This window comes from Pseudomonas bharatica CSV86, from assembly GCF_000319305.2.
In the GTDB taxonomy this organism is placed as follows: Bacteria; Pseudomonadota; Gammaproteobacteria; order Pseudomonadales; family Pseudomonadaceae; genus Aquipseudomonas; species Aquipseudomonas bharatica.
Map to the genome: position 1 here is coordinate 306,198 of NZ_AMWJ02000002.1, position 24,646 is coordinate 330,843.

Sequence of the window (24,646 nt, forward strand, 5' to 3'; positions counted from 1 at the left end):
TTGGCTTGCGGTCAGGGTCTCAGGGGCAGGTTCAGGTCCTTGAAGGGGTAATAGCTGCCGCCGCCGTCGAAACTCACCTCGGCGGTCAGGGTGAAGTTCTGCCCCATTTGCAAGGATTCGAGGAACATGCGGATCAGCCTCGCCTCGATCTGCTCCGCCGCCACTTCGGCGGCGGTCACGGGCGCGGCGTTGCGTACCATCAGGCTGACCTGCTGGCCCCCGGCGTCCACTCCGCTGGCCTTGATGCTCAGCAACTGGCCCACGGCCATGAAGTACCACCTGGCCAGGACAAGGTCGGCCCCGGCAGCGGGAACCCTGGCCAGGGACAAGGCCCCGGAATCGGCCTGGACGATTTGCACATTGCTGTAGAGGCTGCGCGCGATCGGTTCGATCCGCAGGTTGAAAGGCACCGACTTGAGTGGCTCTTCGCCCTCGGGCGTCAGCTGGTAGAACACTTCGAAACGCTTGGTCTCGCCCGGGCCCATGTTGGCCGCGATGGCCGTGGAGGGAATGCGGAAGCGGCGTTCACGACCGTCGACCGGGGTGTCGGCGATATGCTGCCCACCTGCCGGATGACCGGCCCAGTGCACGGCCAGGCGATCGCCCGGGCCCAGCGGGAAGCTGTCCGGCACGTCGACGTAAGCGCCAGTGCGGGCATCGAAGGCCAGCAACACGCCCTTGTTTTCCCCGGCGCCGCCCTCGGCCGTGGCGTGCTCGACGTTTGGCGGTAGCAGGTTCAGCGGCGCGCGGATGTTAAGGGCCAGGTCTTCACTACTGTGGGCCACGCCCTCGCGGGCATACTGGTGGAACACCCGCACCTGGCTGCCGATATTGGCCTGCAGCCAGTGGGCCTCGATCAGCACCTCGATCACCCCGCTATCGATGGCCGAGGTATCGATGCGCAGCGACTTGATCACGCTGTCGGCATCGCGTCCGCCAATCCAGTGCACCAGCAGGCGGTCGCCGTCCTGGATGTCCGGCCAGGGCGCGATGCGCAGGTACAGGCCATCGGGGAAATGCCCGGGATCGAGGCTGTCGCCATCATGCCCCTCGACTTGCGGCGCCGGCAGGCGCGCGGAGTCCGCCGGGCGAATCCGGAAAGTCTGCACTGCCGAGTCACTGGCCTGCTCGCCCGAGGCGTATTCGACGCGGTAGCTGACCTCGGCATGACCGCCCTCGATCCAGCTCAACTGGCTCTTGGGCACCTGCCAGACCAGCGGTTTGCCGACATCGGCGGCGCTCAGCTCCTTGGGCTGCGACCAGGTGTCATCCGGCTCCCCGTCGTCGTAATAACCGGCAAAACTGAGGATCACCTTGTCTCGCGGACGCATGGCCAGGTACGGCGGGACCACCGCCGGGGTGGTGCTGCCGATGACGCTGCCGGAGTCCAGGGCCAGGTCGTGGGAGTCACGCATCTGCGCCACCGGCAACAAGGCAGCCTGCTGCGGGCGTACCCCGACATAGCAGAACTGGCGCAGCGACTCCGGACCACGCTCGCCCCCCTGCAGCGCGACCGAGTAGGAGTACATGGCCCAGCCCTGGTCCAGGGCGTTCAGCAGGCTGCCCCTGATAGCGATCGACAAGCCCATCTCCGGATCGTAGTTGGAGTCGTCGATTTCAATCACTTCGCCGGCGTAGTCATAGGCCGCGCTGTCCTGGCCGCAGCCACGCCACACTGGATAGACCTCGTCGCCCAGGGCAATCCCCGGGTACTTGATCCAGGTGGCCAGATCCCCTCCAAGGTCCTCCAGGTCAATGGTGTCGCCGCGCAACAAGGGGATGGACGGCTTGGGTAAATCATTCATGAGTCATTCCTATCAGTGGCCGGAATCAACCGGCAGGCCTTCGCTTGCAGTGGAGTTTTTGTACACCCCGCTACGCGTTGCCGGTACTGGCAGAACTATCAGGTTGCCAAATGCGCAACGGCAGTTACGCTTGATCAGCACGGCATTCGCCAATACGCCCGAAACGGCGTTGGGGACGCTTATCGTTGTGCGGGCGGGGAAATGGAAAAGCCTTGCCAGGACGGCTTTGGAAGTTCAATGAAGGGAATCGGCAAGAGCATATAACCGTTCGACTTTATGTTTTCCGTCCAATGAACCCTGGCGATCACTATTGAAAAGCGCAACGGCGATGTTGCACCCGGGGTAAACACTCCCGAAGTTGCATCGACCGTGCCGGCCCCCAGGAGTACTTGCCACTCCAGCCGATATTCGCCGGGTATTTCCTCGCCCTCGTGGAACGCCTTGAGTGCGATGGTCTTGCCATCGGCTGCCGGTGTCGCGGTGATCTGCAGGGTGGGGGTGAAATGAGTCAGCATGACGTACACGGTTCGCGAGCGCCGGGTCAGGTCGTGGGTGACCTTGATCTCGTCGATCGACCAGGTAACCCCCTCTTGTACCGGCCCAGGGAAGTAGGTCTTGTCGCCGTCCGCCATCTGGCTGAGCACGATTCGCGCGCCGGAGTCCGGGTTGACCAAGGTCCAGGTCAGCGAGCCCGGATCGCGGGCCCCGGCGACCATTTCCCGGCCCATGCTCGAACCGGCGCTGTGCACCATCACCAGCGGATTGACGCTGATCTCGCCGGGCAGCACGGTGACCAGTGCGCTGCTGGTGTAGCCGGCGGCCGAGGCGCTGATCCGCACCCGCAGGAAGGGACGGTCGAGCTCGTGCGGGGCGGTGTACAGGCCCAGGGCATTGATGCTGCCCACCGGACCGTTCTCCCCCGCCGGCGCCTCCACCGTCCAGGTCACGCTGCGCGGCGGCAGGGTGTAGAACAACCGCGTCTCGCCCGGGCCCATGAGCAGTTCCGCCGGCTGCACGAAGAACACCTGGGAGAACGGGGCTATGTTGCCGAACAGCGCGAGGTCGCGGGTAAAGCCGGTCTTGTCGAAACGCAGGTGCTCGCTGCCGCGAAACAGCAGTCGGGTCATCTTGTCCAGGTCGATGGAGACGAATTTCGACTTCGCCTGGTCAAGCCAGGTCTTGAGGTGATCGAGCACGGCGTCGCGCATCTGTACGCCCAGCTGCGCCTTGAACATGTCCACGATCACGAGCGGTACGTCCGGGCCATCGATCGCGAACTCACAGGTATTTTGCCCACCGCCACTCACTTCGACGACCTGCAACTGTCCTTCGCTCCTGATCAGGCTTAGCCGGTACTGGCGCTTGATCACAAAATCGACCTTGCCGACTGCGACCAGCCGGGTGCCGGAGTGCAGTTCGAGACTGACGTCGGGGTTATATTCGCCCTGCCAGTGCAGGACGATATCGCTGTTGGAAAAGCTCAGCTTGAACTGACACTGCGCCGAAGCCAGCGGCACCCTGATCGTGCAGGTCGCGTGGGCGAAGCTCGTGGAGTGGCGACTGATATAGGCGCCCTTGGCAATGCCGGAGACAGCATGCAGGTAGAAGGCCGCCCCCTGCGGCGGCGACTCCACGCGCGCGACAAACGGCGTTGCGGTGTCCGTGAGCACGGCGCATGCCGGAATGAACATCTGCTGTAGCAAGAACTGTTGACCCAGCAACATGGCGAAGGAATAACCGCCCTCCAGCAGATAGCGCAGGTCTCGGTCGGTGGGCGGCTCGCCACCGTTGTCGTAGCCACGCATCCTGACCATGAACAGCACCGCCCCCGCATCGGGATCGCCCGGCTTGCCATGGATGCGGATCTCGAAATACTCCGGCCGCAGGAACTCGTTCGGAGGTACCAGCAGCTCGCCGAGGACGAAAATCTTTTTCTCCTTGGGCAGTTCCTCGAATCTCTCCTGGAAGAATTCGCCGCCGATCAGCCGCTCCCGCGTCGTGTCGGCGAAGCTCAGCTCGAAATCGCCCCCTCGGCCAGGTCCAGCACCACCTGGCCCAGCGGATTGGTTGCTCCAGGCGTGCTCCGGAGCGCCAGCTTCATGTACAGGGAGGGGCCGGCCAGCACATCGATTTCGGCGATCCTGGCGAGCTTCGGCGAACCGTCGTCGGCGGCCTCCACCGAGAGCTGCGAGCCACCGACCACCTTCATGCGCAAACGGGCCCTGGGGTCGCTGTAGGTCGACTGGTCGAAGGACAGCCGCGGGCAATCGAGGGTGTAGTCGTAGATCAGTTCGCGGGTGAGCGGCGAGGTATCGATCTGCGCGGTAAAGGGCGGCAGGTAGCTGTCGCTGGCAAAGCGCTCCATGTATTCCCGTAGCAGCAGGGTGTTGACCCATTTGCGGTCCCAGGCCAGCAGGCAACCCCAGTCGTAGGTGCGCGGCGCCTCACGCAACCATTCGAGAAGTTCCAGGTAGGCATCGGACATGGTCCCTCCAGGCAGCCGCCGCCGGTTCAGCGCTCTCAGTACAGCCTTGCCCGTTGCCCCCCGCAACCTAGCAGTTCTGCCAAGTAGGCAAGCACGGCCACCGGGTATTAACTGAACCGACCCATTTACCGGACGTTCCGGACTGCAAGGAGCCAGACATGAAAGTATCAATCTACGCCGCTCGAACACTGGGTCGGGCTTTGCTGGCCACGGCGCTGGCTACAGTGCTGACGGCATGCGCCCAGGCACCTGCGCAGAACGCTCCGAGGGCGCAGGTCACGGTGGAGCCGCTTGGGTGGTCCGAAGCGCAATGGGAACAGGACAGCAGGTTTCACTGCCCCACTGATCAGTTCCTTATTGCCAGAAGGCACAAAGGCGACGAGTACCAGAAGGGATGGACCGCGTACCAATGTGGCAAGGCGTTCCAATTCCAGGCGATTCCGATCAAGGACCCCAAATTGATCCGGGAGGTGCATGAGGCGGCTGGGATCGAGTTCATCTGCCCGGAGAACCAGGTCATGACCGGGCGCGAGCACGACGGCGACGAAAACGGTGCGACCCGATATTACTGCGGAACCCCGTATGACTATTGGGACAGACCCCTCCAGGTCAAACCCGACAAATGGTTTTGGACACCGGACGAGAACATCGAGCATACCGCCGCATGCCCCCAGAATATGTTCATGATCGGTCGCTATCACAAAGGGGACGAGGAAGAACCGAGCCGGTACCTCTGCGCCAGGGTGTTCTGAGCATTTCTGCATACCTCTCAAAGGACACTTTCATCATGCACCTGAAAACGTTGCTGTGCAGCCTGTTGCTCGGCCTGGCCCTGCCCGCCGTCGCTGCAGAGCCTCCGGCAGAAAACCGGGGCGACGATAGCGTCCCCCCCGTGGAGACCGCGACGCCCACCCCGCAACCCGCAGCCGCCAAATCTCCAACCAAAGGGGTCGCCGGCTTCATCACCGTCGGGGACGAGAATGAACAGTTATGCTTTCTCCCCGTGCCCAGCGCCGGTAGCGGACTGACCCGCAGGTATGAGTTCACGGCAGACGGATCGCCCTGCTCCGGGCTCAATGACCGAGCCTGGTCGGTCATCTTCGAGGACCTGCCGTCGGCAACCGAAATACTCCTGACCGACAGCAGGACCTGCAAGACCACGGGCGACAGCGAAACCGTCGGCAAGTTCTGGGTCAAGCTCAAGACCACCAAGAAGGTGACCATTACCGACGTCATACAGCTCCCGTTCTTCTTCCGTTTTGACACCAACAAGCTCATCAAGCCTGGGCTGCTGCTGGTGGACAAACACCTGCAAGGCGACAGCACCGATACGCTGAATGCCCTGTCTTGCATCACCGTTACCACCTCCCGCGCCACCCTGCCCAAGCCGGTGGAGCCCATCACCTTTACCGACCTGCAGTGGAAGCAGTTGACCGAGTACGACTCGAAGTTCAAATGCGGTGAAAACCGCGTGATGCTCGGTCGGGAAGCCTCTGGCACCGAGAAACCGACGGTCAGGTATCTGTGCGGCGTACCGATGCAGGGCACCCGGGAAGTCGTGCTGAAGAACCAGAAGATGAGCTCCGGCTTGCATGGCGTGACCCACGAATACGTCTGCCCGCTCAACACCCTGATGACCGGTCGCGAGCAGGACGGCGACCATCTCGGCGAATCGCGCTACTGGTGCGCCGAGGCCTGGATCGGCGACGAGCAGTTGGAAGTGCTGACCCTCGATCACTGGTGGGGACCCAACACCGAGTCCGACCACGGGTTCAGTTGCCGGGACAACACCGTCATGGCGGGCTTGTCCAGGTACGGCCGGGAAAACACCAAGACCTGGTACCGCTGCGCCAACGTGTTCCAGCTCTCTCCACCTTGAAACGTAGACGCGACTCCGGCATGGCTGCGCCAACTGGCCCGGAGTCGCTTAAAGCCTGTAGAAGGACGCCTTTATCATGACCATGAAAGCCTTGAGGGTCAGTCTGTTGCTCGCCGTGGCCCTGCTTGTGATCGCAGCGCAAGCGCCGGCGCAGGAATCTCCTGCCCCGCCCGCAACGCCTGCCCAGACGATTCCTCCGGATGATATAGCCGGCTACATCACGGCCTACGACGAGAACGACCGATACTGCTATGTGCCGGTACCCGTGGAGGGTAGCGGCGTAACCCGGGTCTATGACTTTTACGCCGGAAACGCGGGCTGTCACGACCTGAACGACAAGGCATGGTCGGTCGCCTTCGAAGATTTGCCGTCGGCAACCCAGATCCTCCTCACCGACAACCCCACCTGCACGACATCCGGCACCGACGTTGCCGTCGGCAAATTCTGGATCAAGCTCAAGACCACCAAGAAGGTGACCATCACCGAGACCGTGCAGCTCCCGTATTTCTTCCGGTTTGCCAAGAACACGCTGATCAAGCCGGGCTTGCTGCTGGTGGACAGCTACCTGAAAGGCGGCAGCACCGATGCGCTGAACGCCCTGTCCTGCGTCAGGATCACCACCTCCCGGGCAACCCTGCCCAAGCCCACCGTGCAGGTACGCCTGATCGAGCAGAACACCCAGTGGGTCAACTGGGACGAGGGCTTCACCTTCCATTGTGGCGGCAACCGCATGCTGCTCGGCCGCGCCCATTTCGGCGACGAACGAGACCCGAACGAGTTCCGCTGCGGTACCCCATGCAGGGTGATACCGCCATTACGATGAAAAACCCCACGACATGGGCCAAGCATGAGTTCAGGCATTACTTCGTCTGCCCTGCAAACACCGTGATGACCGGGCACGAGCACGATGGCGACGAGCGCGGCGAAACCCGCTACACCTGCGCCGAAGCCTGGGCCGGCGATACCCCGCTGTACGTCCTGCCGGATGACTTCCGTACGCCCTCGCTGGAGGAAAACCATCACCGCTTCGCCTGCGGGGCGACAAGGTGCTGATCGGCCGGGCTCATTGGCACGACGAAAAGGGCGAGACCTGGTACCAGTGCGGCACCGTCTACCAGCAGTCGCCGCCCTGACAGCCAGCCCGATAAGTTGCGCCACGCTTTTCATTCATTCGATCAAGAGGTGCCCTGGACATGACAACCCACAGCAACGTCAGCTCCAATGCATTCAACTACCTTGAGTTCTTCAAGAGCAACGTCGATCCACGCACCGGGCAGTACACCCTGTCCATCGATCTGCCGAACCTCAAGGCCAATGCCCTGAGCGGGCCCGACCTGCCGCTCAAGCTCGATTTCAGCCCGCTCAACCTCGAGGACAGCGGCTACGGTATCGGCTGGAACCTGCGCCTGAGCCAATACGTGATCGCCAGGAACATGCTCTCGCTGTACACCGGCGAAAGCTTCAAGATCACCGGCGATGGCGCGGAACCCTCGATCGCCGAGAAACGCCTCGACAGCTTCCGCTTCTTCGACGATGGCAACGATACCTGGCGCGTGGTGCACCAAAGCGGCCTGGTGGAAGTGCTCACCGCACAGGGCAGCGCGAGCAAGCGCGTGGCCTTGCCGACCCTGATCTACGGCCCGGCCGGCCACTCCATCAAACTGACTTGGGCCGACTTCGCCAATGGCGAGCGGCGCCTGGCGAAGATCGAGGACGACCGCGGCGAGCTGCTTCGCATCGTGCGTGACAGCGAGAACGTCAAGGTCCTGCTGCCGCCCTTCGACGACCAACCGCAGAGCCGTTTCCTGATGAAACTGAGCGGCGACCGGGTCCAGGAAATCATCCTGCCGGTGGCCGAGCAGGCCTCCTGGCGCCTGGACTACATCACCGTCCGCGGGCTGACCTGCATCAAGGAGGTCAAGACCCCGATGGGCGCCCATGAAACCCTGGAGTACCTGGATGGCGGCCATGCCTATCCGGGCTCCAGCGGACGCCCCAACATGCCCCGGGTGACCCGCCACCTGACCAGTCCCGGCCCCGGCCTGGCGGTCCACGAAGCCACCTACACCTACAGCACCAACAACTTCCTCGGCAACGGCTCCGGCATCAACTGGATGGACGACGGCCTCGACCAGTTGTACAAGGTCGACTTCACCTACGACTACTCGACCACGGTCCAGCAATGGCTGGACGGCAAGGCGGTGCGCCAGGTCAAGCACACCTACAACCGCTTCCACCTGCAGGTCGAAGAGGAAACCCGCCAGGGCAAGTGCGTCTTTACCAAGGTCATCGACTACTACGCCGAGAACAAGCCCTTCGACCAGCAACCGAAGCAGTTCCAGATGCCGCGCTCGGTGCAGCACACCTGGCGACTGGAAGGCGACTCGAGCAAGATCCAGCACGAACTGCAGCTCAACGAATACGACGAGCATGGCAACAAGACCCTGGAGGTGCGGCCCGACGGCGTCAGCACGCGCACGGTCTTCTACGATCCCGACGGCGAGGACGGCTGCCCGAAGGATCCGCTCGGCTTCACCCGCAATGTCAAGGAAGTCATCGTCACCCCCGCGCCACAGGCCCGCGGCGATGCACCGGTGCTGATCACCCGCTATCGCTACAGCCAGCACGCGCCACTGCGCGGTGCGCCGGAAAACGACTGGCTGGCGGTCAGCGAGGAATCGCTCTTCGAGCGCAGGGGCGACAAGGAAACCTTGCTCAACCATAGCCTGCGCACCTATTACGAAACTCCGGACAACCCGCAACTGCATGGTCGTCCGCTGCGCCAGGTCAACACCCTCAACGGCACCAGCAACAGCACCGACTACCACTACGGCAAGGCACGCAACAAGCTGCTGGACCAGGAAAGCCTGCAAACGGTGGAAACCTTTACCGGCTACGACGGCGAGCAGAAGGTGTACACCAGCGACCAGGCGCTGAACAGCGGCCAGTTGCTGCTCGGCCATGACCCCAACGATGTGCAGGTGCGCTTCGAGTATGACAACCTGCAGCGGCTGACCACCGAAACCGTGGCCCCCGGCAGCGATTTCGAGGCGATCCGCAGCTACGCCTATCAACTGGTCCACGCCGACGGGCAACAGGCCACCCGCACCGTGACCGACGTCAAGCAGGTGCTGACCTGCGACCACTACGATGGCCTGGGCCGCGTGCTGCTGAGCGAGATCAAGTCCGGGGCAACCTGGCAGCGCACCTACAGCGCGGTCTACGATGGCCTCGGCCAGCTCAGCGAGGAAACCCGGTATGACCGGCTCTACGAACGCGAGCTGAGCCTGACCACCCACTACACCTACAACGATTGGGGCCAGCGCTGCCGCGTCACCGGCCCGGACGGGGTCAGCCTGGTCACCGAGACCACGCCGTTCGGCGAAGGCGGCAAGCTGGAGCGCAGCTGGCGTGAAAGCGCTGGCGCCGAGCCGTCGGTCAGCATGCTGAGCGTCACCCAGTACAACGCCTTCGGCAAGATCGACTGGACCGAGCGCCATGGCGACGAGGACGAGGTAGTCGGTCGTCAGGTGTATATCTACGATGGCTACGGCGAGTGCATCCGCGCTGATGAGGAACTCGCCCTGGAAACCCGCAGCACCTACTTCGAATACGACTCGCGTCGCCGGGTGGCGCACACCCGCCTGCCGGACCAGACCGTGATCGAGCGTAGCTTCGCCGAGCACAGCCGCGACGAATTGCCCACCGAGATCCGCGTGATTCCCGGCGACGGCCAACAGACCACCCTGCTCCTCGGCGAACAGCAATTCGACGGCCTCGACCGCCTGACCTGCCTGACCGTCGGGCCACGTAGCGAACGCTACGAATACGATGACCAGACGCTGCGGGCCAGCCGCCTGATCACCCCGGCGCAGGCCACCATCGAGTACTTCTACGAGCAGAACCTGAGCGACCAGCCGAAGAAGATCGTTGTCGATGGCCAGACCTTTACCTACGGCTTCGACCGCGACGATGCCGGGATCAAGAGCGCCACCAACGACGCCGGCGAGCGGGCCTATACCTACAACGTCCTCGGTCATCTGAAATCGGAAAGCTGGACCGACAGCAATGGCGACGTGCATGAAACCCACTACGAGACCTCGCTGCAAGGCCTGCCGCTGAAACGCACCGACAACGCCGTCGACACCCTGTACACCTACGATGATCAGGGCCGCGTGAAATGCATGACCCAGGGCCAGTTGCAGGCCGAATTCGAATACGACGACGATGGCCGGCAGTACCGCACCACCACCCGCGACCTCGGCAGCGGCGACCGCCTGGTCAGCGAGAACAGCTACGACAGCCTCGACCGCGTCTGGATCCGGACCCTGCTGCTCAACGACAGCCCGGCGCGAACCCTCACCCACACCTGGCGCGATGACGATCAGCTGGTTGGCCGGCACTTGGAAATGGACGGCCGCAGCCTGTTGCAGGAAGAGTACGTCTACGACCAGCGCGGGCGCTTGACCGAACATCACTGCTCGGGCGAACGCTTGCCCAGCGATCGCTATGGCAACGCCATCACCGACCAGATGTTCCGCTTCGATGCCCTCGGTAACATCAAACGCTGCATGACCAGTTTCGCCAATGGCGAGACCAACACCGCAATCTTCACCTACGCCGAAGACGACAATTGCCAACTGATCAAAGTGACCAATTCCTACGTGGAAGGCGGTTACCCCGGCGAGCAGACCTTCGCCTACGACGATGACGGCAACCAGCTCAACGACGAGGCCGGGCAACGGCTGCGCTATGACGCCCAGGGCCGCCTGCTGGAAGTGACCAGCGCCGATGGCAGCGAGTCCCTGGTCAGCTACCGCTACGACGGCCACCAGCACCTGCTCGGCGCGCGGATCGGCGAGCAGGCTGAAACCCTGCGCTTCTACCAGGGCTACAGCCTCAGCCATACCGTGCAGGACGGCGTGCAGACCCAGTACTTCAGCCATGCCGGCCAGCCGCTTGGCCAGCAGCAACTGGATGACCACGAGCGCACCATGCTCCTGCTCACCGATGCCAGCCCCAGCGTGATCGGCGCCAGCCTTGCCAGCGGCCTGCGCGAGGTGGTGTACAGCGCCTATGGCGAGCTGGCCGACGAGCAGCGCCTGGAATCCCTGATGGGCTTCAATGGCGAACTGCGCGAAGTTGCCACCGGCTGGTACCTGCTGGGCCGCGGCTACCGGGCCTACAACCCGTCGCTGATGCGTTTCCACAACCCCGACTCGCGCAGCCCGTTCCTCGAGGGCGGGCTCAACCCTTACACCTATTGCCTGGGCAACCCGATACGTTTCCGCGATCCGACCGGGCACCGGGCCGTAGACCCGAGACGACCCGACCCGATCTACCGGCCGCCACCCCCAGAGCCGGGCGCAGCGAGCTTCCTGGAAAAATGGGGGCCGGCAGCGGGGCTTATCCTGGGGGCGGCGGTGATGGCGATTTTCACCCCCTGGACAGGTGGCTTGACCATACCGCTGGTGGTGGGCGCCATAGGGGTGGCTGTTTCGGCTGCAGGCGGCGCGCTCGCAGTAGTGGCAACACTGAAGGAGGATCGGGAGATGTTGACGCTCGCCACGATCATGGTGACTGTCGGTGGCGCCATCTCCGCAGCAGGCGGGGCGCTCGACAGGTGGGGGCCGAAAGACAGGGCGGGATGGCCCAAGTCTCAAAAAACACCGCCGGACGAGCCAGAGATCAAGCAGACCGCTGACAGTGGAGATAATGCAACAACGCCGATGATGAACCAGAACACCCAGGTGGGAGACTCACTGTTGCGCAGCGGCAAGGGTCTGAAATTCATTAGGAACCGTTTCCGGCGTAAACCGGTTCAGGAAAGCACAAACGCAGAGACTTTTTCCCCAGCAGATGGACCAAGGAGGGGCAGTGACCCGGCTGCGGGAGGCAGCGGAGGGGAGGGAGGATCTGGCGGGGCTGGAGGAGGGGCTGAACCACCTAGCCCACCACCTCAGCCAAAAAGCACGACCCACAGCAAACAACACAGCGGACCTGTCTTGCACATGACTTCCAGCAAGTTTGAAAAGAACGCCTTAGGCGAATGGGTGCCGACGACGGGTGGCTCAATTGCCACGTTCAACACGGATCTAACTATCAACCTTTGAATCGGGTTAGCCGAAACGCCGGGGCCGAACTTAGTTCGGCCCCGGTTGTTTTACCAACACAAACTTCTCCGACCATTCAACACCGCTATTCAACAATCTCAGTCTCCTTTTCCTACATACCTTTAAAAAACACCTGCATAAACTTCCCACCTTGTAGGCCATTACCTTTTAAACACAGGAACAGTCCTACAAAAAGTAACAGAAACAACTGAAGTCAAACTTCAGAAATTACCCATTACTTCGAGTCGATAACATGAAACGAACTTTACTGGCCGCCGCCTTGTTGCTGGCCGGCACTTCCGCATTCGCCACTACCGGCACCATCAACTTCAACGGCAAGATCAACGGCAGCACCTGCCCGATCGAAATCGTCAACCCCGACAGCGGTGCCGTCGGCAACCTGGTGCAGATGGGTGCACCGCGGGTCGCCGACTTCCCCAACCTGGGCGCCGAGGCCGGTGGCCGCAGCTTCTCCATGCGCGTTCCCGGCGGTGCCGCCTGCGGGATCGACCCCGACAACCCGAATACCGCCACCGTGACCTTCACCGGCGTGCAGGGCGGGGCCGGCGCCGACGGTTCGCTGTATGCGATCAAGACCGTCGGTGGCGCCGCCACCGGCGTGGCCGTGGCGCTCAAGGACCGCTCCGGCAACCCGGTGAAGAACGGTGAGGCCTCTGCGGCCTATCCGCTGAATGTCACCGGCGCCACCGAAATGTTCTTCACCGCCGTGTACAAGTCCACCGCTGCCACGGTAACCCCGGGCGCGGCGGATGCCGACGTGTCCTTCGTCGTCAAAATCAACTGACGGCCTTGCCCGCGCGCGTCCCCTTTGCGCTCGCGGGCTCCGTACTGCACAGGTAGTCCCCATGTCCATCCCGACCCTGCGCCGGCTCACCGGCGCCACCCTGCTGCTGCTCGCCACCTGGTTGCCGGGGCCCATGCCGCCCTCAGCCTCAACGCCACCCGCGTGGTCTTCGACAGCGACAAACGCAGTGTCTCGATCGTGGTCAACAATCCCAGCACCAGCACCTTCGCCGTGCAGACCTGGGTCAACACCGAAGCCGACGATACCACCACAGCCGTGCCGCTGATCGCCTCGCCGCCGCTGTTCCGCCTCGATCCCGGCGCCGAGCAGCTGGTGCAGATCAACGGCCTGCCCACACGCCTGCCCGAAGACCGCGAATCGCTGTTTTTCTTCAATGTCCAGGAAATCCCAGAGGCCCGCGGCGGCCAGGCCAATGTACTGAACATCGCCCTGCGCACGCGGATCAAGCTGTTCTACCGACCCAGCCAGCTCACCGACGAGCCGATGGACAGGCTCAAGGACCTGCGCTGGTCGATCGAGCGCAGCGACGGCAAGCCGCAACTGGTGGTGGATAACCCGACGCCCTTCCACTACTCGTTCAGCCGCCTCGAAGTGCACCACGGCGAACACACCCTGCGCCCGCTGGAGGCGCCGATGGCCGCGCCGCTGTCGAAGCAGCGCTATCCACTGCCAGTCCCCGGCCTGGGCGGCAATCCCCGGGTCACCTTCGCCGCGATCAACGACTACGGCGGCTACAGCAAACCCATCACGGTGGCCTTGCCGTCCGACCTCTGACCCCGCCCTTTCAGCGCCAGGAGCATGACCATGCATTCCTCTCCACGGCGATGGAGCCTGATCTCCCGCCCTCCCCTGTTTCACCTGCTGCTTGCCGGTGGCGGCCTCGGCCTGTCCACCTCCCAGTCGGCCCAGGCTCAGAGCATCCCGGGCTTCGAGGCGAGCTTCATGCACCAGGCACCCGGCCATGACCACCAAACCGGCGCACTGGCCCTGGACAGCCTGGCCAGCCAGCGCACATTGGCGCCGGGCAGCTACCCGGTGGAGGTGCTGGTCAATGGCGACAGCCTCGGCCAGCACCAGGTCGACTTCAGCGCCAGCCCGCGCGGCGGCCTGCAGCCCTGCCTCGACGCCCGGCTTGTCGGCCAGTTGGGCATCCGCCCCGACAGCCTGGAACAGCCCGGGCAGTTGCTGGACGAGTGCGTCGACCTGCCAGCCGTGGTGAAGGGCGCCCAGGTGGATTTCGACGGCAGCCGCCTGCAACTGGCGATTTCCATTCCGCAGTTCTATCTGCGTCGAGATGCCAGCGCCGGTCTGTCCCAGGATGACTGGAACCACGGCATCAATGCCGCCTTCCTCAATTACCAGGTCGCCGCCCAGGAAGGCCGCAACCGCTTCGCCGGGGCGACCAGCAGCCAGGACCTGAACCTCGGTACCGGCCTCAACCTCGGCCCGTGGCGCCTGCGCAGCAACCAGTCGTTGCGCCAGGACGAAGACGGCAAGCGGCGCTGGACCAGCGCCTATACCTACCTGCAGCGCGACCTGCCCGGCACCCACGCCAACCTGACCCTGGGCGAAACCTTCACCAACGGCGACGTGTTCCGCAGCGTGCCCATCAGCGGCGCCCTGGTCGCCTCCGACCTGGGCATGCTCAGCGATCGCCAGCAGGGCTATGCACCGATCGTGCGCGGCGTGGCCTATACCCGGGCCCGCCTGGAAATCCGCCAGAACGGCTACCCGATCTACACCACCTACGTCAGCCCCGGCCCCTACCAGATCGATGACCTGGGCACCGTCGGCGGCAGCGGCGAGCTGGAAATCATCCTGACCGAGGCCGACGGCCAGGTGCGCCGCTTCACCCAGCCTTACTCTACCCTCGGCAACCTGCTGCGCAATGGCGTGTGGCGCTACAGCCTGGCAGCAGGACGCTACAACGCGTCGTCCCGGCTCGACGATCCCCTGCTCTGGCAAGGCACCCTGGCGGTCGGTGGGGCCTGGGACTCGACTCTCTATGGCGGCCTGATGGGCAGCACCTTCTATCGCGCCGGCAACCTCGGCCTGGCTCGCGACCTGGGCGCCCTGGGGGCCGTGTCCTTCGACCTGACCCGCTCCGAATCGCAAAACGACACCAGCACTGGCCGGCAGACCAGCGGCATGAGCTACGCGATGAAATATGGCAAATCCTTCGCCACCCGCACCCACCTGCGTTTTGCCGGCTACCGCTACTCTACCGAGGGCTACCGCGACTTCGACGAAGCCGTCAGCGAGCGCAGCCGCCACCGCAGCTTCCATGGCAGCCGGCGCAGTCGCCTGGAAGCGGCGATCTACCAGAACATCGGCAGCCGCAGTGCGATCAACCTGACCCTGTCGCAGCAGGACTACTGGAACAGCGCCTATGAGCAGCGCCAGTTCCAGTTCAACTTCAACACCCAGTACAAGGGTGTCAGCTACAACCTCTACGCCTCTCAGTCACTGAGCGACGAGCGCTACGGCAACGATCGGCAGATCGGCCTGAGCATTACCCTGCCACTGGAGTTCGGTCGCTCCACCAATGCTACCTTCGACGTGCTGGAGAATGGCGGACGCTACAGCCAGCGCGCCAGCCTCAATGGCAGCCTCGCCGACACGCGCGTCAGCTACCGCGCCTCGCTCGCCAATGACGAACAGCAGCGCCAGTCCGCCGCTATCGCCCTGGGCTACCAGGCACCCTACGCCAGCCTCGGCGCCGGCCTGACCCAGGGCAATGACTTCCGCTCGCTGTCGTTCAACGCCAGTGGCGCCGTGCTGGCCCATGGCGACGGCCTGACCTTCGGCTCGTACCTGGGGGAAACCATGGCCCTGGTGGAAGTCCCGGACACCGCCAATGTTGGCCTGCTCAACAGTAACGAAGTGCTTACCAATGCCCGCGGCTTCGCCCTGATGCCCTACCTGCGCCCCTACCGGACCAACCGTATCGCCCTGGAGACCGACCTGCTCGGCCCGGAGGTGGAGATCGTCAACGGCACCACCCAGGTGGTGCCGCGGCGCGGCGCAGTGATCAAGGCACGCTTCGAGGTGCGCAACGTCAACCGCCTGTTGCTGACCCTGCACGATGCCCACGATCAGCCCCTGCCCTTCGGCACCCAGGTGCGCGGCGCCGATGGCGAAATACTGGGCCTGGTCGCCCAGGCCGGCCAGGTGATGCTCAGTACCGAGCTCGCCAGCCAGGTCCTGGATATCCGCTGGGGCAACAACAGCCTCGACCAGTGTCGCCTGCCGATCGACACCCGCCATATGACCGCGAGCCAGGGTTATCACCTGCAATCGCTGACCTGCCAATGAACCCATCGAGTCGCCCATGATCCCATGCCTCCGTCCCCTGCTGGCCTGTGCCGGCCTTTTCCTGAGCAGCCAGCCCGCCTTCGCCGAGGACCCGTACCCCGGTGACCAGTACTGCGACTGGCGCAAAGACTATCCCGTCGGTCCCATGACCCATACCAACTATCTGGGCACCTACTATGTGCCCAGGGACGCACCGGTAGGAACCTTCATCAGCCCGCCCGGGGTGAAGTGGCCTGTCACCAACAACCTGCTGACCATACCCCAGTGCTTCCGCGACGTCGGCCCGCACAACCTGTACATTTCCGTCAGGGCCAGTGTCCCGATCCATCCCGGGCCGCTGCCTCCGGTGCTTGGCGACGACGTCACCGGCAGGGTCCTGCAGACCAACATTCCCGGGGTCGGTGTGGTGATCAAGCTCGGCCTTCCGTTCAACTGGCCCTACGCGACCAATACCTGGAAAACCGTCGGACCGCCCATCGTCCCCTTCGAAGGCTACGTTGATCACGACACCGTCGGGTACCTGCTCATGAGCCGGCTGAATCCCTTCATCACGCTGATCAAGACCGGTGACATCCCACCCGGCGTCAATGAGCTCGACGGGCGCGAACTGTGGAGCTCCACCGCGACCAGGATTGGCAAGGTGGCAGGCCATCACCTGTACGGCACGGTGATCCAGTCCCAGTGCGGACTGCCGCCCAACCCGGTGAGCGCGGACCCGGTGGAACTGGGCGAGTGGGACAATACGGACTTTACCGGCCCCGGTTTCACCACCCCGTCCGTGCCGTTCACCATCACCCTGAACGACTGCGAGGACGATCCGGAGGGCGGAGTCGCGACGGCGCATATCCGCCTCGAAGGCGCCAAGGGCTCGACCCCGATCGATGCGCAACGCGGCATCTTCGGCCTGACCGACGACTCGACCGCCGAGGGCGTGGGGATCCAGATGCTGATGGCAGATGGCGTCACCCCGGTGCAGTTGAACCAGGACGTGCCGTTGCAGGCGATTTCGCCGAGCGGCGATACCGTATTGCCGTTCTCGGCGCGCTTCTACCAGACAGAAGCAAGCCAGGCGGTGAAGCCGGGATCGGCCAAGGGGGCGCTGAACTTCACCATTACCTATCAATAGGCGGCGTGGGCCTGCACCGGCCTCATCGCTGGCAAGCCAGCTCCCACAGGTTACAGCTCAGATCCCTGTGGGAGCTGGCTTGCCAGCGATGAGGCCATAAGCCACGCCAGACGCCTCAGGGATGACGCAGGCTCTCCAGGGTCATCAGCCCCTTGAGCAGCGCTTCACCCCGCAGTTGCGCCAGGCTGGCAGTGCCCATCGGATCGCCCGATTGACGGTTGCCGTGCACCAGCAGGCCGAGCAAGGTACTCACCAGCGGCTGGTGGCTGACCAGCAGCACATGCTCCAGCCCCAGGGCATCGAGCCGGGCGATGGCCTGGTCGGGATCGCTGTCCGGGGTCAACCACGGCACCGTCTCGACCGGCTGGCCAAACCCCAGCGCCTCATGCACCAGCGCCGCCGTCTGCTGCGCCCGCACATAAGGGCTGGCAACAATCGCATCGAGGGGCTGGCCGATCAGGTGGGCGGCACTGCGCAGCACCTGCTTGCGCCCGTGCTCGGTGAGGTTGCGCTGGTCGTCACTGCGGGCATGGGCTTCGGCCTCGCCGTGGCGCAGGATCCACAGCTTCACAGCTTCGGCTCTTCGTCACGCACTGGGTGCGGTGCCGGCGGCACGCTGTGGGCCGCCTCGCCCTCGGCCGGGCGCGCTGCCGGCCAGTCGGCGAACGGCCAGGGTTTCTGCTCGGTATGGAAGCTGCCGAAACGGCCGATCTGGGCGAGGTACTGGCTGAGGCTGTCGCCGAAGTTCATCAGCCCGGCATTCGGCGCGCCGTACACCAGGCGATAGATCAGTTGCACCAGCACCAGCAGGCCGAGCAGGGTCTGGGCGACCTGCCAGACCAGCAGGAACAGGAGCATCCAGAGAACGCGAAGGATGATGGACTCGTGCTGCATCTGCTTGGGGGATTCACTCATGTCGTGCTCCTGTGACTCAGTTGAAACCGCTGGTGGAAATGAAATCGACATCGGTCTTCGGCTCGCCGCGCATCAGCAACTCGATGACCTGGGCCAGGGTCCGGCCCTCGAACAGGATCGCATGCAACCCGGCCACCAGCGGCATGTACACCTGCACCTGCTGGGCCTTGGCCTTGAGCACCTTGAGGGTGTTGACCCCCTCGGCCACCTCGCCCAGCCGGTTGACCGCCTCGTCCAGGCTCAGGCCCTGGCCCAGGGCGTAGCCGACCTGGTAGTTGCGGCTCTTGGGCGAGGAACAGGTGACGATCAGGTCGCCGACCCCGGCCAGGCCGAGGAAGGTCATGGGGTTGGCGCCCTGGCTCACGGCGAAGCGGGTCATCTCGGCCAGGGCGCGGGTGATCAGCATGCTCTTGGTGTTCTCGCCCATGCCCAGGGCCACGGCCATGCCAGCGATGATCGCGTAGACGTTCTTCAGCGCCCCGCCCAGCTCGACGCCGAAGCGGTCGGCACTGGCATACACGCGGAAGGTACGCCCGTGCAGCACGGCCTGGACCCGCTGGCAGAGTTCCTCGTCCTCGCTGGCGACCACCGTGGCGGTCAGCGCATGCTCGGCAATTTCCCGCGCCAGGTTCGGCCCGGACAGCACGCCGATGCGCGCCTTGGGCGCGATGTCCTCGAGGATCTGGCTCATCAGCTTGAAGGTCTGCGCCTCGATGCCCTTGGTCAGGCTGACCAGCATCCTGCCTTCGAGCAGCCCGGCATGGGGCGCCAGCACGCTGCGCAGGGCGCTGGACGGCAAGGCGACGAAGATCAGTTCGCTGCCTTCGAGGACCGGCAGCAGGTCGCTGACCGGTTCGACACCAGGATGGACCTTGATGCCCTTGAGATAACGCGGGTTTTCCCGGGTCGTGCGCATGGCCTCGGCCTGGGCCGGGTCGCGCATCCATTGGCGTACCGCGACACCGTTTTCCGCCAGCAGGTTGGCCACGGCGGTGCCGAAACTGCCGCCCCCCAGAACCGCAACAGGTTGCTGTTCAGTCATATCCAATCCGTCAGAGCCATTAATGAGTGGCGAAGCCGGCATTATACGGAGCGTCGAAGTCTCCACCAGCGCCAGATCACTGGAAAATGCCGGCTACTCGGTTAACATGCCGGTTTCGTTTACCGATCAAGGCCGCCCCGTGTTCCCTGGCCCACGCCCTTCACACCCTTTGTTGCTCCTGGCCGCCCTGGTCGGCGGGCCGGCCGTTGCCGACGATCTGTTCGTCGATAGCCAGGCCCTGCCCCAGGTTCTGACCGCCACCCGCCTGAAACAGTCCCCGGCCGCCGTGCCTGGCAGCATGACCGTGCTCGACGCCGAGCTGATCAAGGCCAGCGGCGCCCGCGACATCCCCGAGCTGCTGCGCCTGGTGCCGGGGATGATGGTCGGCTACGGCGCCGGCAACCAGGCGACGGTCAACTACCACGGCAGCAACGTCAACGACGCGCGGCGCATGCAGGTGCTGATCGATGGCCGCTCGGTGTACCGCGCCGGCCTGGCCACCGTGGACTGGAGCGATATTCCGCTGGCCATGGAGGATATCGAGCGCATCGAGGTGTTCCGCGGGCCGAACACGGTCAGCTACGGTGCCAATGCGCTGATGGCGGTAGTCAACATCCTCACCCGCAGCCCGGCCGACAGCCACGGCACGCGGCTCAAGGTGACCCGCGGCCAGCGCGGCATCGCCGACTTCTACGCCAGCCAGGGCATGGGCTGGGACGGCGGCGACCTGCGCCTGTCGCTGTCGGGAATGCAGGACGACGGCTTCGACCATAACGCCACGGGCGGCGACTACCGCGACAGCCGGCGCCTGACCCGCTTCAACATCAGTGCCAGCCACACCCTTGATCTCAACCAGAGCCTCGACTGGCAACTCTCGGCCAAGGAAGGCAGCGACCAGCGGCCCTACACCTACCAGCCGGTCTTCCCCTACGTCACCGAGCGCGGCAACGATGCCGACGTCAAGGCCAAGGACTACGCCGGCTCGCTGCGCTGGAACATCGATTTCGACCCGGGCCACAGCCTCTATGTGCAAGGCTCGGCGCAGCACTGGGACCGCCAGCAGGTGTGGCGTGCCTGCGATGCGCAACTCGCCTTCAGCCCGGAACTGACCCGCCTCTGGCAATTGAACCCGAACTACGCCGAGCAGGTGGCGCGCAACGCCAACAACCCGCCGCCCAATGCCGACCCGGTGCTCCAGGACCTGGCCCGGCAGGTCGGCAATCAATGGAACAGCGGTGGCAAGAACGTGGTATGCGGCGACGTCGACCAAAGCACCCGGGAAACCCGCTATGACCTGGAGGTCCAGGACACCCTGAGCCTGGCCGACAACCTGCGCCTGCTCAGCGGCGTCAACTACCGCTACGACCGCGCCGACTCCGAGACCTACTTCAACGGCAGCCTCGACGACCAGACCTGGCGCCTGTTCGGCCAGCTCGAATGGCGGCTGGACGAGCACTGGATCGTCCAGGGCGGCGCGATGTACGAGAATTCGCGGCTGGCCGGCGATTCGCTGACCCCGCGCATCGCGGTGAACTACCTGATCACCCCGCGCCATGGCCTGCGCGCCGTGTACTCCGAGGCGGTGCGTTCGCCGGACATGTTCGAGAACAACGTCAACTGGAGCTACCGGGTCAGCAACCTGACGCCGCCGGCCTTCGGCCAGAGCACCGCCGAGTACTTCGTCAAGACCCGCGGCCCGGGCAACCTCGACCAGGAACTGATGCGCTCGCGGGAAGTGGGCTACAACGGCTACTTCGCCGACCTCGACCTGAGCGTCGATATCAAGCTGTTCCACGACCGCATCACCGGCATGATCAGCGAGCCGCTGCGCAACAACCAGTACATCGCCAGCAATAGCAACGAAGCGCGTTTCACCGGCAGCGAGACGCAACTGGACTGGCGGGCCAGCGCCAACGATCGCGTGCGCCTGACCTACGCTTATGTCGACGCCGAAGCCAGCAACCCCGCCGACCAGCGCCTCAGTGCACGCAACAGCGGCTCCGCCGGCTGGATGCGCGACTGGGGGCGGGGCTGGTCCAGCGCCCTCTTCTATTACGGAGACGACGCCCTGAACCAGTACCGTTTCGAGCGGGTCGACCTGCGCGTGGCCAAGCGCATCGCCCTGCCCCGGGCCAGCCTGGAACTCTCCGGAACCTTGCAGCAGCGTCTCGACGACCAACCCACCGCCAATGTCGACAACCGCTATGACAGCCGCCACCTCCTGTATTTCAGCGCGGAGCTGGAATTCTGATGAGGTTCTGGCGGCGCTGGCTGCTGCTGGTCCTGCTCTGGCCGCTGGTGTCCCTGGCCGGCGGCGAGATCCTCCTGACCGGTGCCCAGGACAGCAGCGGCGTGCGCGAATTCGTCGAAGCGCTCAAGACCCGGCGCCCGGCGGACACGGTGCGCTTCGTGCCCCTGGCGCAACTGCCGGAACCGGCTCGGCTGCGCAGCGACACGCGGCTGATCCTGCTCGACCCCGAGGCGCTGGACTGGCGCATGCGCGAGCCGGCCGGGCCGCCGGCGCTGGTGCTGCGCATCAGCCGGGTCCAGGCCCGGCAGCGCCTGGGCGACCTGCGCCCGGCCTACCTCAGCCTGCTCTGGAGCGACCCGCCCCTGGCCCGGCAGCTGCATCTGGTCCGCTACCTGCTGCCCCAGGCCCATCGGGTCGGCGTGCTGTACAGCGAGCAAAGCCGCTTCCTCCTCGATGAACTGCGTCAGGCCGCCCTACCGCTGGGCATGGAGATCGACGCGCAACCCTGGCCCGACCTGCGCGACAACCGCCCCCTGCAAAGCCTGCTCAAGGAAACCGACGTTCTGCTCGGCCTCGACGATCCCTCGCTGTACAACCCCAAGACCGCGAAAAACCTGCTGCTCAGTGCCTACTCAAGGCAGATGGCGCTGGTCGGGCCGAATGCCGGCTTCGTCCGTGCCGGCGCCCTGGCCAGTACCTTCAGCGACCAGAACGCCTGGCTGGCGGTGATCGACCGCCTGCTCGACCAGCCCCCGGAAAAATGGCCGCGCAGCCATTACCCGGAGTATTTCAGCGTAACCGGCAACCAGCAGGTCGCCCGGGCCCTGGGCATCGAGGCGATCGACCCCGATGCCGCCAGGCAGGCCGTGTCCGCAGGAGAATCCGCCCGATGAGAAGCTGGGATATCAGTACCCGTACCCAGATCATCAGCCTCGGCCCGGCCCTGGTGCTGACCTTGCTGCTGATCGGTTTTTTCACCTTCGTGCGCATCCAGGACCTGCGCCAGGAACTCAACCATACCGGCCAGTTGATCGCCAACCAGCTTGCCCCGGCCTCGGAATACGGCGTGATCTCCGGCAACGACGAAGTGCTCGAAGGCCTGATGCGCGCGACCCTGACCATCCCCCACGTGCGCTTCCTCGAAGTGCAGGACAGCGCCAACCACATCCTGGTCTATGTCGAGCAGCCGGACGAACACGTCAACCGCGCCCAGCAGGTGGAAGTGTTCCAGGCGCCGATCCGCCTGCAACGGATCAGCCTGGATGGCGACTTCCTGCACAATGGCGAGCAACCGGCGAGCATCGTCGCCGACGATTACCTTGGCCGGGTGATCGTCGGCATGTCCGATGACGCCTTCAGCCAGCGCCAGCAGGAAATCGTGATCAAGGCGGCGATCCTCGCCCTGTTCGCCCTGGTGTTCACCTTCCTGCTGGCGCGCCGCCTGGCCCGTAGCCTGGCGACCCCGATCGCCGACATGGGGCATGCGGTCAAGGCCATCCAGAAAGGTGATTTCGACACGCCGTTGCCGGTGGTGGACGACAACGAGCTGGGGCACCTGGCGCAACATATCAACAATCTGGCCAGCGGCCTGGCCCAGGCCTCGCGCGAACAGCAGGAGGCCATGGCGCAGATGATCCAGGCCCGCGAGGAAGCCGAGCAGGCGAACAAGGCCAAGTCGGAATTCCTGGCGATGATGAGCCACGAACTGCGCACCCCGATGAATGGCGTGCTGGGCATGCTGCAACTGCTGCAGACCACCGAGCTGAGCGACGAGCAGGCCGAATACACGCTGGTGGCCAGCGAATCCACCGGGCACCTGCTCAAGGTGATCAACGACATCCTCGACTTCTCGCGGATCGAGCGCACCGCGCTGCAACTGGAACAGATCGATTTCAACCTGGCGGAACTGATCGGCAGTTGCGTGCAGTCCTTCCTTCACACCGCCCAGCAGCGTCACCTGGCGCTGCAGCTGGAAATGCCCGAGGGCCTGGAGCGGTTGCAGGTGTGCGGCGACCCGACGCGGATCCGCCAGGTACTGGTCAACCTGATCGGCAACGCCCTGAAGTTCACCGAGCAGGGCAGCGTGCGGGTGGTGCCGCGCTGGCAGGTGCTGGACCGCCAGCTGATCTGGTTCACCTGCGCGGTGCAGGACACCGGCATCGGCATCGACAACAGCCGCCTGGAAGCCATGTTCATCGCCTTCCAGCAAGCCGACAGCTCGATTTCCCGGCGCTATGGCGGCACCGGCCTGGGCCTGTCTATCGCCCGCAACCTGGCCGAACGCATGGGCGGCAGCCTGCGGGCGGAAAGCCGCGAGGGCCAGGGTTCGACCTTCACCCTGGAAATGCCCCTGACCCTGCGCCCGCACGACCGTCCGCAGGCATTGCCGGACAACGTTGCCGGGGCGGACGATGGCAAAGGGCAGTCGGTATTGCTGGTGGAGGACAACCCGGTCAACCAGGCGGTGATCCAGGCCATGTTGCGCAGCCTGGGGCTGGAGGTGATCGTTGCTGCCGACGGCGCCCAGGCCATCAGCCTGGTGGCCCGGCAGCGCTTCGGGCCGTGCTGATGGACTGTCGGCTGCCGATCGTCGACGGCTACGAAGCCACCCGGCGCCTGCGCCAGTTGCCCCAGGGCCGCGACCTGCCGATCATCGCCCTGACCGCCAACGCCCTGCAGGGTGATCGCGAGCGTTGCATTGAAGCCGGGATGAACGATTACCTGGCCAAACCGTTCAAACGCAATGAATTGCAGGAGATTCTGCAGCGCTGGCTACCCGCTCAGGCAAGCGCGACTGGCGAATAATGCAAAATTGCGGCAGTCTTACACGCCGAACCGATCTGCAAGAAAGGTCTGTCGGAAAAATTTCAGTGCACAGGTGTACATCTT

Annotated in this window: 16 protein-coding genes and 2 pseudogenes; 12 read left to right on the top strand and 6 right to left on the bottom strand. The window is 64.4% G+C overall.

The features are described 5' to 3' along the window. Positions 1–11: 11 nt before the first annotated feature. The 3 genes from CSV86_RS15065 to CSV86_RS15075 form a co-directional block, all read right to left on the bottom strand. Entirely contained in the window at positions 12–1,805 is a 1,794-nt protein-coding gene (locus tag CSV86_RS15065) for a hypothetical protein (protein ID WP_009397104.1), read from the bottom strand. Positions 1,806–1,984: 179 nt separating this feature from the next. Further along, positions 1,985–3,619 (bottom strand): hypothetical protein, encoded by a 1,635-nt coding sequence (locus CSV86_RS15070; protein WP_170394847.1) that lies wholly within the window; start codon positions 3,617–3,619, stop codon positions 1,985–1,987. A gap of 197 nt (positions 3,620–3,816) precedes the next feature. After that, complete coding sequence (locus CSV86_RS15075; RefSeq protein ID WP_170394849.1) at positions 3,817–4,290, bottom strand: hypothetical protein; 474 nt, start codon at positions 4,288–4,290, stop codon at positions 3,817–3,819. Between the two features lie 158 nt (positions 4,291–4,448). Here CSV86_RS15075 and CSV86_RS15080 point away from each other — a divergent pair, with 158 nt between their 5' ends. The 9 genes and pseudogenes from CSV86_RS15080 to CSV86_RS15120 all read left to right on the top strand — a co-directional run bounded on the left by CSV86_RS15080 (position 4,449) and on the right by CSV86_RS15120 (position 17,549). Further along, complete coding sequence (locus CSV86_RS15080) at positions 4,449–5,042, top strand: hypothetical protein (RefSeq protein ID WP_009396465.1); 594 nt, start codon at positions 4,449–4,451, stop codon at positions 5,040–5,042. Between the two features lie 35 nt (positions 5,043–5,077). Further along, positions 5,078–6,169, top strand: coding sequence for a hypothetical protein (locus CSV86_RS15085; protein ID WP_009396464.1), 1,092 nt, complete (start codon positions 5,078–5,080; stop codon positions 6,167–6,169). A 76-nt stretch (positions 6,170–6,245) separates the two neighbouring features. Continuing rightward, on the top strand, positions 6,246–6,992 hold the full coding sequence (locus CSV86_RS15090; protein ID WP_170394853.1) for a hypothetical protein: 747 nt from the start codon (positions 6,246–6,248) through the stop codon (positions 6,990–6,992). Next, entirely contained in the window at positions 6,989–7,222 is a 234-nt protein-coding gene (locus CSV86_RS15095) for a hypothetical protein (protein WP_170394856.1), read from the top strand. Before CSV86_RS15090 ends, CSV86_RS15095 begins: the two co-directional genes overlap by 4 nt. Positions 7,223–7,362: 140 nt before the next feature. Then, the gene (locus CSV86_RS15100) at positions 7,363–12,282 is read left to right on the top strand and encodes an RHS repeat domain-containing protein (RefSeq protein WP_009396462.1); all 4,920 of its coding nucleotides are present in this window, start codon (positions 7,363–7,365) and stop codon (positions 12,280–12,282) included. 253 nt (positions 12,283–12,535) lie between these two features. Beyond that, a complete protein-coding gene (locus CSV86_RS15105; protein ID WP_009396461.1) occupies positions 12,536–13,087 on the top strand; it encodes a fimbrial protein in 552 nt (183 codons plus the stop codon). A gap of 120 nt (positions 13,088–13,207) precedes the next feature. Further along, positions 13,208–13,882, top strand: a pseudogene (locus CSV86_RS15110) (fimbrial biogenesis chaperone); the annotation flags it as partial. A gap of 30 nt (positions 13,883–13,912) precedes the next feature. Beyond that, a complete protein-coding gene (locus tag CSV86_RS15115; protein WP_009396459.1) occupies positions 13,913–16,423 on the top strand; it encodes a fimbria/pilus outer membrane usher protein in 2,511 nt (836 codons plus the stop codon). 16 nt (positions 16,424–16,439) lie between these two features. Further along, positions 16,440–17,549, top strand: a complete 1,110-nt coding sequence (locus tag CSV86_RS15120; protein WP_009396458.1) for a fimbrial protein — start codon at positions 16,440–16,442, stop codon at positions 17,547–17,549. Positions 17,550–17,664: 115 nt separating this feature from the next. Here the strand turns inward: CSV86_RS15120 and sixA are convergent, their stop codons facing one another. Genes sixA through CSV86_RS15135 form a run of 3 tightly spaced genes read right to left on the bottom strand, consistent with a single transcriptional unit; the run spans position 17,665 to position 19,506 of the window. Beyond that, positions 17,665–18,120, bottom strand: coding sequence for a phosphohistidine phosphatase SixA (sixA, locus tag CSV86_RS15125; RefSeq protein ID WP_009396457.1), 456 nt, complete (start codon positions 18,118–18,120; stop codon positions 17,665–17,667). Then, a complete protein-coding gene (locus CSV86_RS15130) occupies positions 18,117–18,464 on the bottom strand; it encodes a DUF4389 domain-containing protein (RefSeq protein ID WP_009396456.1) in 348 nt (115 codons plus the stop codon). Before CSV86_RS15130 ends, sixA begins: the two co-directional genes overlap by 4 nt. A gap of 16 nt (positions 18,465–18,480) precedes the next feature. Continuing rightward, on the bottom strand, positions 18,481–19,506 hold the full coding sequence (locus CSV86_RS15135) for an NAD(P)H-dependent glycerol-3-phosphate dehydrogenase (RefSeq protein ID WP_009396455.1): 1,026 nt from the start codon (positions 19,504–19,506) through the stop codon (positions 18,481–18,483). 106 nt (positions 19,507–19,612) lie between these two features. Here CSV86_RS15135 and CSV86_RS15140 point away from each other — a divergent pair, with 106 nt between their 5' ends. From CSV86_RS15140 to CSV86_RS15150, 3 genes and pseudogenes are all read left to right on the top strand, one after another. After that, positions 19,613–21,757 (top strand): TonB-dependent receptor plug domain-containing protein, encoded by a 2,145-nt coding sequence (locus CSV86_RS15140; RefSeq protein WP_009396454.1) that lies wholly within the window; start codon positions 19,613–19,615, stop codon positions 21,755–21,757. Beyond that, positions 21,757–22,650, top strand: a complete 894-nt coding sequence (locus tag CSV86_RS15145) for an ABC transporter substrate-binding protein (protein WP_009396453.1) — start codon at positions 21,757–21,759, stop codon at positions 22,648–22,650. The genes CSV86_RS15140 and CSV86_RS15145 overlap by 1 nt, the downstream gene beginning before the upstream one ends. Next, positions 22,647–24,562, top strand: a pseudogene (locus CSV86_RS15150) (response regulator). Before CSV86_RS15145 ends, CSV86_RS15150 begins: the two are co-directional and overlap by 4 nt. Positions 24,563–24,646: the final 84 nt, after the last annotated feature.